This window comes from Vibrio sp. MMG023 (assembly GCF_021654215.1).
Classification (GTDB): Bacteria; Pseudomonadota; Gammaproteobacteria; order Enterobacterales; family Vibrionaceae; genus Vibrio; species Vibrio jasicida.
In genome coordinates this window covers 912,966-927,763 of sequence record NZ_JAKFZP010000001.1, presented here as the reverse complement: position 1 = coordinate 927,763, position 14,798 = coordinate 912,966, and the positions used below count along the sequence as shown (strand labels likewise).

At 45.1% G+C, this 14,798-nt stretch carries 11 protein-coding genes; 6 read left to right on the top strand and 5 right to left on the bottom strand.

What is annotated here, in order from left to right; all coding sequences use genetic code 11:
* Window position 1: 1 nt before the first annotated feature.
* Entirely contained in the window at window positions 2–1,033 is a 1,032-nt protein-coding gene (tdh, locus tag L1076_RS03945) for an L-threonine 3-dehydrogenase (RefSeq protein WP_042601215.1), read from the top strand.
* A 130-nt stretch (window positions 1,034–1,163) separates the two neighbouring features.
* Here tdh and L1076_RS03940 read toward each other — a convergent pair whose 3' ends face one another.
* On the bottom strand, window positions 1,164–2,144 hold the full coding sequence (locus L1076_RS03940; protein WP_237303180.1) for a cytotoxin: 981 nt from the start codon (window positions 2,142–2,144) through the stop codon (window positions 1,164–1,166).
* Window positions 2,145–2,717: 573 nt separating this feature from the next.
* Between L1076_RS03940 and L1076_RS03935 the strand changes: the two genes are divergently transcribed.
* Entirely contained in the window at window positions 2,718–3,437 is a 720-nt protein-coding gene (locus L1076_RS03935) for a carbonic anhydrase (protein ID WP_237303179.1), read from the top strand.
* 70 nt (window positions 3,438–3,507) lie between these two features.
* Here L1076_RS03935 and L1076_RS03930 read toward each other — a convergent pair whose 3' ends face one another.
* Window positions 3,508–4,605, bottom strand: coding sequence for a mechanosensitive ion channel family protein (locus L1076_RS03930; protein ID WP_042601212.1), 1,098 nt, complete (start codon window positions 4,603–4,605; stop codon window positions 3,508–3,510).
* A 351-nt stretch (window positions 4,606–4,956) separates the two neighbouring features.
* Here L1076_RS03930 and L1076_RS03925 point away from each other — a divergent pair, with 351 nt between their 5' ends.
* Complete coding sequence (locus tag L1076_RS03925) at window positions 4,957–5,304, top strand: helix-turn-helix transcriptional regulator (protein ID WP_005439037.1); 348 nt, start codon at window positions 4,957–4,959, stop codon at window positions 5,302–5,304.
* Window positions 5,305–5,396: 92 nt separating this feature from the next.
* A complete protein-coding gene (locus tag L1076_RS03920) occupies window positions 5,397–6,452 on the top strand; it encodes a glycosyltransferase family 9 protein (protein WP_237303178.1) in 1,056 nt (351 codons plus the stop codon).
* A 74-nt stretch (window positions 6,453–6,526) separates the two neighbouring features.
* On the opposite strand, the gene lldD is transcribed toward L1076_RS03920, so the two are convergent.
* The gene (gene lldD / locus L1076_RS03915; protein WP_005432246.1) at window positions 6,527–7,666 is read right to left on the bottom strand and encodes an FMN-dependent L-lactate dehydrogenase LldD; all 1,140 of its coding nucleotides are present in this window, start codon (window positions 7,664–7,666) and stop codon (window positions 6,527–6,529) included.
* Between the two features lie 289 nt (window positions 7,667–7,955).
* Window positions 7,956–9,647 (bottom strand): L-lactate permease, encoded by a 1,692-nt coding sequence (locus L1076_RS03910; protein WP_237303177.1) that lies wholly within the window; start codon window positions 9,645–9,647, stop codon window positions 7,956–7,958.
* A gap of 156 nt (window positions 9,648–9,803) precedes the next feature.
* On the opposite strand from L1076_RS03910, the gene L1076_RS03905 reads away from it, so the two are divergent.
* Both L1076_RS03905 and L1076_RS03900 read left to right on the top strand, forming a co-directional pair.
* Window positions 9,804–10,703 (top strand): LysR family transcriptional regulator, encoded by a 900-nt coding sequence (locus L1076_RS03905; RefSeq protein WP_038868452.1) that lies wholly within the window; start codon window positions 9,804–9,806, stop codon window positions 10,701–10,703.
* Between the two features lie 137 nt (window positions 10,704–10,840).
* The gene (locus L1076_RS03900) at window positions 10,841–12,880 is read left to right on the top strand and encodes a prolyl oligopeptidase family serine peptidase (protein WP_237303176.1); all 2,040 of its coding nucleotides are present in this window, start codon (window positions 10,841–10,843) and stop codon (window positions 12,878–12,880) included.
* Window positions 12,881–13,101: 221 nt separating this feature from the next.
* Here L1076_RS03900 and L1076_RS03895 read toward each other — a convergent pair whose 3' ends face one another.
* On the bottom strand, window positions 13,102–14,733 hold the full coding sequence (locus tag L1076_RS03895; RefSeq protein WP_104037227.1) for an ABC transporter ATP-binding protein: 1,632 nt from the start codon (window positions 14,731–14,733) through the stop codon (window positions 13,102–13,104).
* Window positions 14,734–14,798: the final 65 nt, after the last annotated feature.

Below are 14,798 nucleotides of genomic sequence, written 5' to 3'. Positions count from 1 at the left end.
TATGAAAATTAAAGCATTATCAAAGCTAAAGCCTGAAGAAGGCATCTGGATGACTGAGGTTGATAAACCTGAAGTTGGCCATAACGACATTCTGATCAAAATTAAGAAAACCGCTATCTGTGGTACAGATGTACACATCTACAACTGGGACGAATGGTCACAAAAGACAATTCCAGTACCTATGGTTGTTGGCCACGAATATGTGGGTGAAGTGGTTGCGATTGGTCAGGAAGTTCGTGGCTTTGAAATCGGTGACCGCGTATCTGGCGAAGGTCACATCACGTGTGGTCACTGTCGTAACTGTCGTGGCGGCCGTACTCACCTATGTCGTAATACAATTGGTGTGGGTGTTAACCGCGAAGGTGCCTTCGCAGAATACCTAGTGATCCCAGCGTTCAATGCGTTCAAGATCCCTGAAGGCATCTCTGACGATCTAGCGTCTATCTTTGACCCGTTTGGTAACGCAGTACACACCGCGCTTTCTTTCGACCTAGTAGGCGAAGACGTGCTCATCACAGGTGCTGGCCCAATCGGTATCATGGCAGCGGCGGTAGCAAAACACGTTGGTGCTCGTCACGTAGTGATCACAGACGTGAACGAATACCGTCTAGAGCTTGCTCGTAAGATGGGCGTAACACGTGCAGTAAACGTTGCTGAAGAGAAGCTAGAAGACGTAATGGCTGAGCTAGGCATGACAGAAGGCTTCGACGTTGGTCTAGAAATGTCTGGTAACCCAGCAGCATTCAACTCAATGCTAACCACAATGAACCACGGTGGTCGTATTGCACTACTAGGTATTCCACCATCAGACATGGGTATCGACTGGAACCAAGTTATCTTCAAAGGTTTGGTGATCAAAGGTATCTACGGTCGCGAAATGTTTGAAACATGGTACAAGATGGCTTCACTGATCCAATCTGGTCTGGATCTATCGCCAATCATCACGCACCACTACAAGATTGATGACTTCCAAGAAGGCTTCGACGTAATGTGCAGCGGTATGTCAGGCAAGGTTATTCTTGATTGGGAATAAGGTCGCGATAAAGCAACCTAAAACCTCTTGATATAAGATTAATAAAAACGCCCCAAGTTAACCTTGGGGCGTTTTTGTTTTATCGAGTTGGTTTGAAACTCGCTACTGCTTATTTTCTATTAATTCAGCCTTAGCGGTTTATCGCGATGGTTCCGGTTTCAACTACGCGAGATTCCTTCGAAACCATGACTTTTACAGTGTGCTTTTCTGAGGAGAATAATGTTTTAGCCGAAGTCGCTGGCCGCCCAAGTGCAGGTGCATGCTCTTGCTTTTGATAATGGATTTCCCAATGACGAGCTTGAATGTTGTAGCGCATAAACGCAAAGCCATTCACACTCTTGATGGTGGTGTTCCCTTTTTGGTAGAAACCGTAGTCGCGAAAACTCATATAATTGATTAAACCGTTGCGATGGTCCTTCACGTCATTGTATTGCTTATCTTCTTTGCTGCCTTCCACATGATAAACCCTAATTAGATCATCACTCCAATCATCAACAACAAAAGAGCAGCCGCTGAAGTTTGGTGTGAAAACATACAAATGATCGCGATGAGGGTCAGGGTGTTTAGGTATATCGAGATACTTGCCTTGCGCGACCCAGTAGGCCATCTGTGATGTTTTTTTGTCGGGTTGTTGCCCTGCGAAGGTATCAATGACTTCGATAGTGCCTACTGTTCCATGTGCGTGTTTATATTGCATGCCACTGAAAACAAGCTCACCACTTTCTTCTACTTCTTTCTTTGTCGCTGGGCTTAGATATGTCATCTGGTGAGCAACGATCTCTGCGCTGACGCATTGGTTATTAAAGCTAGAGCCTAGCAGGTCTGACGGTAGCACACGTGTTCCGGCCGCATCGATCATTTCCTTTCTTGATGTCGGCATCGGTGACAGAATTGCATCGGAAAACTCACGTTCTTCGCCTACGTGAATATGGTTGTTCTGCTCTTCTACTTTACGGTCCGCGACTACTTTATCTCGATTATCATTCCAGCGCTTATAGTCGCTTGATGAATAAGTTAATTCAGCTCTGCGTTCTTGCTGCTGTCGCGCAGCTCTTTCTATTGTTGTTTCTTGCGTTTCTTCAGTATTAACAGGTGCTGATTGATATCGCATGGTAGGCATTCCAATAAGAAATAAATAAGAGAATACCAATGATTGTCGATATATCAGTAGGTGACTGTATAAAAGGTGATATTTACTAATAAAACGCTCAAAATGAAATTGTATTTTAAGTTTTACTATGTGATCAGGTTTGTTTTTGATAGGTTAAAACACTAATAATAATATTTTATGTGTCTCTTTTGATTTATTTTAATTATTAATATCTCAATGGGGTATTAAGATAATAAAAGAAATAGCACATGAATATAATCTTGTTATTTATATATCTAGTGGTGTTTTAATGGTTTAATCGCTGTTGTAATTTTATATTCTTACGTATTCTAAACGTAGGTTAGGGTGATCTTCTGCTGTGACATTTTTGTACGTAGCCGTACCTTTACGCTCTCTAATCGTCGACTTATCAATTACATAAAATGTAGAGATCATTTCCAAAATTAGCAGGTAAACATAGATTGCACCGTGCTAGCTAATCCAATTCTGTCATTCCTTTGCTAATACTGCATGCGATGAACGTAGGTATATAAAAACGGTTCATTAATCAATAATCAAAAAAAGGAAATGAAAATGAGAAAGTCACTGACAGCACTTGGTTTAGCATTGGTATTTGCAGGCTCAGCAAACGCGGCAAACTGGGGGTATGAGGGTGAGCACGGCCCTGCAAATTGGGGGGAGTTCGCTTCTGAATGTGCGAAAGGTCAAAATCAAAGTCCGATTAATATTGAATCAGCGACTGAAGCCAAGCTAGAAAAACTGGATTTTGATTACGAAGGTAAGGCGATTTCACTGCTGAATAACGGCCACACTTTACAGACCAGTTTAGAAGGCAAAAACACGCTCACTATTGATGGTAAAGAGTTTACGTTAAAACAATTCCACTTCCATACGCCATCTGAAAACCATGTAGATGGTAAAGAATACCCACTAGAAGCACACTTTGTGCATGCCGATAAAGCAGGCCATCTGGCTGTTGTGGCGGTGTTCTTTAAACTGGGTGACGCGAACCCAGATCTCGCTAAGCTGCTCGCTAACATCCCAACTAAAGATCAGGATGTAGCCATCCAAGTCCCATTTGATGCTGATGCCCTAGTCCCAAGTGATAAAGACTACTACCGCTTCAATGGTTCTCTAACCACGCCACCGTGTTCTGAAGGTGTGCGTTGGTTGGTGATCAAAGAGACACAAACCATCTCCCCAGAACAGGTGAAAGAGTTTGCGAAAGCAATGGGGCAAAACAACCGTCCAATTCAACCGTTGAATGCACGTACGATCCTCGCGCAACAATAACGGTTGATATGACCAACTAGAAAAAGCCCGCTTTTAAAAGAGCGGGCTTTGTGATTTTTAGACTTTGACTTTATAAGTGGTGGTCTTCTTGTGCTTTGGCCATTTGAATTGGGTCGAGCTTGAGTGTTTGTGTTGGGAACGCAATATCTGCTTCGTGCTCTTTAATGATCGTCATGACTTGCAGGAGAACATCTTGCTTCACTTCATGGTAGCGAACCCAGTTCACCGTTTTGGTGAAGGTATAGATGAAAAAGTTGAGTGAAGATGGACCAAACGCATCAAAGTTTACGATCAACGTTTGGCGTGTATCGATGTCTTTGTGGTTTTTGAGCATATCGCGAACCGCATCAATGATTGCGGGTACTTTAGCGGCATCGTCGTAACGTAAGCCAATCGTCTCGAAGATTCGACGGTTTAGCATGCGTGATGGGTTTTCTACCACAATGTTACTGAATACAGAGTTTGGTACGTATAGTGGGCGCTTATCAAAAGTGCGAATGCTGGTCATACGCCAGCCGATACGTTCTACCGTTCCTTCTATTTGACGGTCGGGAGAGCGGATCCAATCCCCAACCTTAAATGGACGGTCGAAGTAAATCATCAAACCACCAAAGAAGTTTGATAGAAGATCTTTGGCTGCCAAACCGACAATCAAACCACCGACACCACCGAAAGTCAGTAAACCCGATAGGCTAAGACCGAACGCCTGCATAACGGTCAATACACCGATGATGATAAAGAACAGGCGAGCGACTTTAGCCACGGCTTGTACGGTTGTCTCGTCACGCGTTTTCTGTTCAAGAACGTAGTCTTCTACATTGGTGATAAGACGCATCACAATCCAAACGAGAATACTAATAACCAGAATAAGTTTCAGCGTACTTAACCAGTTGAATTCATTTCCTAACTCACTTTGTAGCACAATGCCAAGCGAGACGGTTGCTGGCCAGCACCATATTAACGTACTGATTGGTGTCTTAAGTGCTTCCAGTAATAAATCGTCCCAATGAAATGGGGTTTTCTCAAACAGGATTGCTAGGCGAGAATATAAAACGCGCCAAGCGATCCAAGCGAAAAAACTGGCAACAGTGATGAATAATACACTGCTGCTCCAGTCTTGGTGGTTGGCCATGACGTAATTTTGAAGTTCGGTAAACCACTGCGGCATAGTTGAATTTTCTTTTTATATAACAATGAGTGAAAGGTAGCAGAGTTTACATGTTCGCCCTAGAACAAATGATGCATGTTGCATGATGTGTTTTCGTCGATAAGAAAGAGGGAGAAGTCCGTTCGCTGTTTAGAGTTGCATTAATGACTTATATGTAATTACAAGGGTATGAATCCTAATGCTAAATGTGATTAATGTGTTATTCCCTTTATTCGGGTGTGATGAAACTCGAAGTTTGAAAGAGAACCGCTATCATTCGAACCATCAATTGTAGGTTCTTTGACTCATCGCTAACATTTATCAAGCTCAAATATGAGACTTTAGTGTCACTTTGACATACGGAGATAAACCATGGAATTCACAGAGCTAGATAGAAATGCGCTCTACGACATTTGGATGTCGCAAAAAGCAAAAATGCACCTCACCCAAATGGAGATGGCAAAGCGCCTAGGTTTAAGCTTGCATGAGTTCTCTGCTTTGTTACGTGGGAACGCTCCGTTAACACTTGGCTTCGTGAAACAACTTTGCGAACAATTGCATGTTCGTCCTGGTCAAGTGATTCCATCTATGAGCAAACGCGATATTTCTTCTTCGGGCTCCGTGTATCTACAAAACCGTATCACCGTAGATGGTGAAATCCGTAATGTATTCATTGAAGGCAACCAAGTCGTGATCGAATACGAACACACGGTGAACTAACCGAGCCCATCCGTGTATTTTTTGTCGTAGACAATTTATTCACATCTCTACTGATAAAACTAGCAGCCATGATGTCCCTTTGAATGAAAGGAATGGCTGTGAAGACTTTTCTCCGTAATTTCGATAAACAACGTCGTCGTTTGACGCACCAACTTGAGCCTAAACTTGCAGGTTGGTTGAATGACGACTCTCTCACTGTTCACGAACCAATGCCGCACGATCAGGTGAAACGTATTTTGATCGTGAGAAATAACAGTCGTATCGGAAATATGTACTTCCTGCTTCCGTTTGTTCATCAGGTTCTGCGTTTATACCCAAATACGAAAGTTGATCTATTGTTGAATTCGTCTTGGCAGGGGGAAGTATTCAAGAATCTTGGCGTCAATCAGATTCATTACTCTAACTTGTCATTCAAATCGCCAGATAAAGCACTTGCGACCATCCGTCTGTTAAAGCGAGAGAAATATGACTTGTTGTTCGCACCGACTGCGGGCGCGTGTGACACTTTTCTTTCCGCTTTTATTCCCGCGAAGAACAAGATCGCTTTTAAGAAAGTTAAAACAGAGCAAGTATTTACTCACTCCTCGGTCTCCGATTCGCCTTTTCGTCATGGTGCCTACAAGCCACTTTCTATCCTTGAAGCGATGGGACATGAGCTTGATAACGCCTTGGTTCATCATATTGTGCTTGATTCAAAAGAGCTTTCCTCTGGTATTCAGCAAGCACGTAAATTACGCGAAGAAGGCAAGCCAACATTTGCTTTCTTCCGTGGTGCGCGAGGCAAGAAAAAGCTCAGTGACCATGCTTGGCTAACCATTCTGGCTGAATTTGAACGCAAGCAAGGACAGAGCGTTAATTGGGTGGAAGTGCTAAGCCCGGATATTCAGCAACCGCTATTAAAAGGCTCCCGAACTTTGGCGTGCAAAGATCTGCGTCAATTGGGTGCGACGTTGCGCTATCTTGATGGCTTTCTTTGCTGTGATACGGGGCCGCTGCATTTAGCGGATGCCGCAGGTGCAACTTGCTTTGGTTTTTATACGGAAACGTGCCCACAACGATTTGGGTTAATGGGTGAGAAATGCCATGCGATTCGATTGTTTCTTTCGGAGGAACAAGCCGAGTTCGAGCCTGTGTTAAGAATGGCGTAACGCCGGATGAAATGAAAAAGTGACAGCCAATTGTGCTGTCACTTTTTGTATGAACATGGTTTAGGGCGATTTGCCTAAGGAATCTTCACCAAAGAATCACGCGACAGGTCAGAGATAGTTTTCGCTCCTGTAAGCGTCATTGCCACGCGCATTTCCTTGTCGTAAAGGTCGAGCAAGTTCTCAACGCCGGCACCGCCTTGGGCTGCGAGAGCGTAAACAAAAGAACGACCCAGAAGCGTACAGTCTGCACCGAGTGCTAGCATACGCACGACATCCAAACCGGTACGAATACCTGAATCGACGAAAATCTTTAAGTCGCCTTTTACGGCATCTGCAATGCTTGGCAGCGCTTTTGCTGTTGAAAGGACACCATCAAGCTGGCGACCGCCGTGATTCGAGACAACGATACCGTCTGCTCCGAAGCGAACTGCGTCTTTTGCATCTTCTTCATCCAAAATACCTTTGATGACCATCGGGCCATCCCAAAAGTCACGAATCCACTCTAGATCTTTCCACGAAATCGAAGGATCAAAGTTTGCGCCCAGCCAGCCGATGTAGTCTTCAAGCTTTGTTGGTTCGCCACGGTAAGTGGAGATATTACCTAAGTCGTGTGGCTTGCCTAATACACCAACATCAAGAGCCCAGCTTGGATGAAGCATAGATTGGAATACACGGCGCATTGCTGCATTGGGACCACTCATACCAGAGTGCATGTCACGGTAACGCGCACCAGGTACTGGCATATCCACGGTGAAGACCAGCGTTGTTACACCAGCCGCTTTCGCGCGCTCAAGTACGTTCTTCATAAAGCCACGGTCTTTTAGAACATACAGTTGGAACCACATTGGACGTTCAATCGCAGGTGCCACCTCTTCAATTGGACAAACGGATACGGTCGACATGGTAAAAGGAATACCTTTCTTTTCTGCCGCTTTTGCTGCTTGAACCTCACCACGTCGCGCGTACATGCCGGTCAGACCAACAGGCGCTAGCGCGATTGGCATTGCCAACTTCTCGCCGAAGATTTCCGTTTCTAGGCTTAGATCGCTCATATCGCGCAGAACACGTTGACGCAATGCAACGTCACCTAGGTCATCAGTGTTGCGCTTTAGCGTGCGCTCATCGTATGAACCGCCATCAATGTAATGAAAAAGGAATGGAGGTAGCTTGGCTTTCGCAGCAGCGCGATAATCTGTAGAAGCAGAGATAATCATATTCGTGTGTCCTGGCTGTTATTCTAAGATTGCGTCCTGAGTCAATGAGCACCTGCTCTGTCAGTGTTTCACTGGCTGCCATCCTTTCGGCAGTCGACATCAGAATAGAGTATAGATAAGTGATTGAGCTGTGAGACATTCCATACACGGAACAATCAATTATCTGCACTGAAAAAGACTGGCATATCGGTCGGGGGATTGATGCAGCAAGCCACATCAAAAGTGTCGGGGTAGTAGTGCTGACCGCTGTGCCAGAGAAAGTGCAGGGCGGGGAAACCCTGCGTAAGTGTTACTTCATTAAGGCGTCGGTCAGTTGGAATCCGTAAATCAGAATCAAACCGATGATGCCTGTCACAACAAGATAGTAGAATGTTGGGATTATGGTTTTACGCAGTGTTGCGCCTTCACGTCCTAGTAGGCCGACCGTTGCAGAGGCAGCCACTACATTGTGGATAGCAATCATGTTACCGGCAGCAGCGCCAACCGCTTGAAGGGCAACCACAATGGCACTTGAGATAGTCAGTGTCTGTGCCACTTCGAACTGGAACTGGCTGAACATCATGTTCGACACGGTATTAGAGCCGGCGATGAATGCACCAAGGGCACCAACAGTAGCACTCAACGCCGGGAATGCTGAGCCAACGAGGTCTGCTGCAAAGTTCGCCGTCGTTACAGGCATACTTGCTAGCTCGGCGCCGTTGACTCCTGAGTTAATAAAAATACGAACCATAGGGATGGTGAACACAAGAACGAAACCTGCGCCGATTAACGTCTTACTTGATTCGCCAAATGCTTTGCCCAATGACTTAGCGCCGCCACCTTGAAGAAGTACTGCAAGTAATGCTACGAAGACTAAGATGCCACCCGGAAGGTAAAGAGGTTGAATTGCCGTGCTGATACCCGTTTCGCCAAGAATATTACCAAACGATAGGCTTACACTTTTAAGCAGACCTTTGAATTCAGGGCTTACGCGGCTTGCTACTAGGATAACTGCTAGCATCACGTAAGGTGCCCAAGCCTTGGTTAGGCTCATTGGTTTGCCTGGGTTGTCATCAAGATTGATCTTTAGAGAACCTAGCCATTCTGCTGGCCACTTATCTTCGCTTTCGAAGTCCCACTTGGTTTTTGGAACGAGGAAACCTTTCTTCGCCGCAGTCACTACAATCGCCAGACCAACTAGACCACCGATTAGTGACGGGAACTCAGCACCTAGGAACACGCCTGTCAGTGCGTAAGGCACAGTGAAGGCAATGCCTGCGAATAGCGCGAAAGGTAGGATGTCTAGACCTTCGCTCCAGCTCTTATTCTTACCGAAGAAGCGCGTAAGCATCATTGCCATGAGTACAGGAATGAGAGTACCAACCGTTGCGTGAATCATTGCTACGCTTGCGGTGATTTGCTGTAGGTACGCGTCCCATGTTGAGCCATGAGCAACCAGTGCTTCACCGATGTTGTGCGTATCTAAACCTTTGTTCACACCTACGATGATTGGTGTGCCAACCGCACCGAAGGATACTGGCGTAGATTGGATCATCATGCCCATCAGTACTGCTGCAAGAGCGGGGAAGCCAATGGCTACCAATAGAGGAGCGGCGATAGCAGCAGGTGTACCGAAGCCTGATGCGCCTTCAATAAAGGAGCCAAAACACCAAGCAATAATGATGGCTTGAACGCGACGGTCGGCTGAAATATCAGTAAACCCATTGCGAATAGTGGTGATCGCGCCGGTGTGCTTTAAAGTGTTGAGCAAGAAGATGGCACCAAACACGATCCATAGAACAGAGACAGTAATACCTAATCCTTGGAAGACAGACGCCAGTACGCGAGTTGCTGACATATCCCAAAACATTAGGGCGATAGCGACGGTTATTCCGAACGCAACGGGCATGGCTTTTTTCGCAGGCCAGTTGAGACCAACCAATAATATGGCGGCGACAACAATTGGCGAAAACGCCACAAGGGCAAGTAGGGTTTCACTCATTGGTACATCCTCGTACGCTGACTTCTCGAACGGCTTTATGCTGTAGAGATGATTTTTGTTGTAATGGTTTTGTTAATTTGGCGTGAATTTACCCCTTTATTTTTTATAGATATAGGGAAATAATGAAATTAATTTATTCCAAAAGTAACATAATCGATGCGTGCAGATGACCTAATCCTGTTCTCTCAGGTGATAGAAATGGGTAGCTTTAGTAAGGTGGCGGAAGAAAATAACCTTACAAATTCAGTAGTTAGTAAGAGGATTGCTCGGCTAGAAGAAGAAATTGGTGCTCAGCTATTATATCGAACAACACGTAAATTGACCCTGACCGAAGCGGGAAAGGTTTTGTTACACAGTGCTAAAAATGTGAAGCAAGCCACTCAAGAAGCTATGGATGCAGTTTCAGGCTTTGGTGAGAATGTTAGTGGCCATATCAAAATGTCGGTACCGACTATCTCGGGTGATTTGATTTTAGCGGACGCGGTCGCTGAGTTTTGTAATATGCACCCAGGCTTAACGGTCGACATGTCATTGGATAATCGTTTTGTGGATTTGGTGGAGTGTGGATATGACTTAGTGATTCGCACTGGTTATCTCGAAGATTCTAGCCTGATTGCGCGACATATTTTGGACTCACAATGGGTGGTTTGTGCCTCGCCCTCTTACATCGCGAAGAATGGCAAACCGATTGAGCCTATCGACCTAACCGCACACAACTGTTTGCAATACGCCTATCAAACTACCGGTGCTACCGATTGGCAGTTCAAAGGTAAACAAGGGGACTACATCGTCAAAGTGTCGGGTAGCTTTTCTACGGATAACGCTACTGCACTAAGAAAAGCAGCCCTAGGTGGGCATGGTATCGCCTACGTACCACGTTGCTTGGTTTATCACGACATTCGCAGTGGTGAGCTGGTGGATATTTTCCCTGAATTAGTCGGTAAAAAGCTGGGTATCTACGCAGTTTATCCATTTACTCGTCAACCTCCGAACAAAGTAAAACTCTTGATTGAGCACATTCGAGAGCGATACCTCACTATTTCGCATTACTTTTAATTAGTTCATAAATACAAGAAATGTTTCAATCTATTGGTTGAAATTCTATACCTGAGCCCTAAGGTAGGTATTGAGAATAAATCTCAACAAAATAATAAAACAAAACACTTAACTTCAAACGGAGTAACACGGACGTTATGCATTACCCAAAAACTCGTAAAGATTCTGTCGTCGACACTTATTTTGGTCACGATATTGCAGACCCATATCGCTGGTTAGAGGATGACCTTAGCCAAGAAACCGCAGAGTGGGTTTCAGGACAAAACTCAGTGACCTTTGATTACCTAGGTCAGATTCCTTTTCGCCAACAAATTCGCGATTTAGTTGCGAGCAGTCAGAATTACGAAAAGTACTCTCAACCTTTTGTTCATGGTGAATACACTTACTTCTACAAAAACGATGGCTTGCAGAACCAGAGCGTTTTATACCGCCAAAAGGGGGATGAAGAAGCGGAAATCTTCCTAGACCCGAATACCTTTTCAGAAGAAGGAACAACATCACTTGGTGAAGTGAAGTTCTCTAAAGATGATTCTCTTGTCGCGTATTCCATTTCTGAGGGTGGCAGTGATTGGCGCAAGATCTTCGTCATTGATGTGGAAACGAAAGAACAGCTTGAACCTGAAATTGTCGACGCTAAGTTCACGACAATTTCTTGGCTTGGTAACAAGGGCTTTTACTATGCGAGCTATGACAAACCAAAGGGTAGTGAGCTTTCGGCTCGTACTGAGCAGCACAAGCTTTACTACCATGAGTTAGGTACACCACAATCTCAAGACAAAGTGGTCTTTGGCGCGTTGGAGTCACAAAAGCACCGTTATGTAGGGGGAGTGACCACCAAAGACGATCGTTTCTTGATTATCACAGGTGCGGAATCTACATCAGGAAACCGACTGTTTTATGTGGATCTCACTTCGGAAGAACAGGCAGTTATCACGCTTCGAGATACAACCGATGGTGATACGTATTTGATTGATAACCAAGATGATACCCTGATTTTCTACACCAACTTAGATGCGCCTAACGGTAAGGTGGTTGGTTACCACACCCAAACTCAACAATGGGAAGAGATCATTGCCGAGCAGGAACAGCCACTGGATATCAGCAAAGGTGGTGGTTACTTGTTTGCGACTTACATGGTCGATGTTTTGTCTAAAGTTCAGCAGTTTACTTATCAAGGTGAGTTAGTACGTGAAGTTACTCTACCTGACCAAGGCACCGTATATGGCTTGCAGGGCAAAGCAGAAGATAAGACGCTTTATTACACCTTTACTAACTACGTGACACCACCAACCATCTTCTCTTTTGATGTAGAAAGCGGTGAGTCAGTACTTTATAAAGAATCGAAAGCACCGTTCGACCGTAAAGAATACGAATCTCAACAAGTGTTCTACACCTCGAAAGATGGAACAAAGGTGCCGATGATCATCTCATATAAAAAAGGCACCAAACTGGATGGCAGCGCGCCAACCATGCTTTATGGCTATGGTGGCTTTAATATCAGTTTGACTCCTATGTTCTCAGGAAATGTCGCAAACTGGTTAGAACTTGGTGGTATCTACGCAGTCGCTAACATGCGTGGCGGTGGTGAGTACGGCAAAGCTTGGCACAATGCGGGTACTCAGCAACAAAAGCAAAACGTATTTGATGACTTTATTGCAGCGGCGGAATACTTGATTGAGCACGACTACACTAGCTCAGAGCGTCTTGCGATTCGTGGCGGCTCAAATGGCGGCTTGTTGGTCGGTGCGTGTGTGACTCAACGACCAGAGTTGTTTAAAGTGGCGATTCCTGCGGTTGGCGTATTGGATATGCTTCGCTACCACACCTTTACTTCTGGTGAAGGTTGGAAATACGATTTTGGTACCTCTGAGCAAAGTGAGGCGATGTTTAAATACATCCTAGGATATTCACCAGTGCATAACGTGAAAGAGGGTGTCTCGTACCCAGCTACGCTTGTCACGACCGCAGACCACGACGACCGTGTTGTCCCTGCGCACTCATATAAGTTCATTGCAGAGTTGCAAGAGAAGCATCAAGGAGACAACCCGGTACTGATTCGTATCGATGTGAATGCTGGCCATGGGGCTGGGATGCCGCTGAGCAAACAAATCGACCTGACTACCGATGTTTACGCGTTTGCATTACATAACATGGGCATTGAAACGCTCGATATTTAATACAAAGCGCAGGCTCAACATAATAAAAAATGCCGCGACATCCATCGCGGCATTTTTCATGGTTGGGGGAACTCAATATGATCGCTAGGGTGACTAAGCCTAACTTTGAACCAACCAGTCTCGGCGGCCAAACCGAATGGCAGCTATACCATTTTTCGTAGTTATGGCGAAAAATTCGCCATACTTTAATCCTAGTTTATGAATATGAAATTGTGATGAATCTAGGCTGCATCATCTTGATTTTCATTGTTTTCAAGATCAAATGAGGCATCAATCAGTTTTCTTGTGTAATCACTTTGCGGGTTGTGGAAAATTTCTTCTGCCGTTCCTTGCTCCATGACTTCACCCTTTTGCATCACCAGAACACGGTCCGACAGCGCTTTGACTACAGAGAGATCGTGGCTAATAAACAAGAAGCCGATGTTGTGTTTCTTCTGCAGATCTTTCAGAAGATCAATGACGGTCAACTGAACAGAGCGGTCGAGAGCAGAGGTTGGCTCGTCAAGCAAAATGAAAGAAGGCTCAAGAATTAACGCACGTGCAATCGCGATACGTTGACGCTGGCCACCAGAAAACTCATGCGGGTAGCGGTTAATAGATGCTGGATCTAAGCGCACCTCTCGCAGAACATCTCGTGCTTTTTGCATTCGTTCTGCTTTGCCCATTTGAGGTTGATGCACTGTGAGACCTTCAGTGATGATATCACCGACCGTCATGCGAGGAGAAAGCGAACCATAAGGGTCTTGGAACACCATCTGTACATCTTTCTTTAACTGAAAACGCTGTTTGGCAGTAAGTAGGGAAAGATCCTGACCTTTGAATTGAATCTTGCCACTTGATGGCAACAAACCAATCAAAGCTCGTCCTAGTGTTGATTTACCGGAACCCGATTCACCAACAATACCAAGCGTTTCGCCTTGTTTTAACTCTAATGAGATGCCTTTAACTGCCTCAAAATACTCGTTCTTGCTGGCGATGAAGTGCGGCTTAACAAGGAATTTAACTCGGATATCATCGGCTTTAAGAAGTTCAGCGGCGTTTTCTTCAATCGAGTCTTTGCTGCCTTTAGGAATCGAGTTAATCAGCATCTTGGTGTAATCATGCTGCGGTTCGGAGAAGAGTGCTTCTGTGATGCCTTCTTCGACCACTTCACCTTTACACATCACCAATACTCGGTCAGCAAAGTGTTTCACTACGCCTAAGTCGTGAGTGATGAACAAAATTGCCATGCCCATCTTGGCTTGGATCTCTTTGATCAGATAAAGCACTTCTGCCTGAACGGTAACGTCTAGCGCCGTGGTTGGCTCATCGGCAATCAGAATGTCTGGCTCGTTGATTAAAGCCATGGCAATCATGATGCGTTGCAACTGACCACCAGAGAATTCGTGCGGATACTTAGTGTAAGCTTGTTGAGGATTTGGTAAATGCACCAAGTCAAACAACTCAAGCACCTTGTCTTTCGCTTGTTTCTTACTCACTGGACGATGACACATAATGGCTTCCGCCACTTGAATACCGACGCGCATGTATGGGTTTAGAGACGTCATTGGTTCTTGGAAAATCATACCAATGCGATCGCCACGGATGCTTTGCATTTGGCGTTCGGTTTTCTCTAGGATTGATTCGCCTTCAAAGACGATAGAAGCGCCATTATGCAAAATGGCATTATCTGGCAGCAACCTCATCAACGCATTTGTTGAGACAGATTTGCCTGAGCCTGATTCACCAACGATAGACAGTGTTTCTCCTGCTTGTAAGTCGAAGCTCACATTCTTTACTGCATCGACGATACCATCGTTTGTCGTAAAGCTGACAGACAGGTTTTTCACCGAAAGAATGGTTTGTGCGGACATCACGTTTCCTTGTGTATCGAGTTGTTATGTATCGCCTTACTTGCTGTTCATACAGTGAGGCTTTA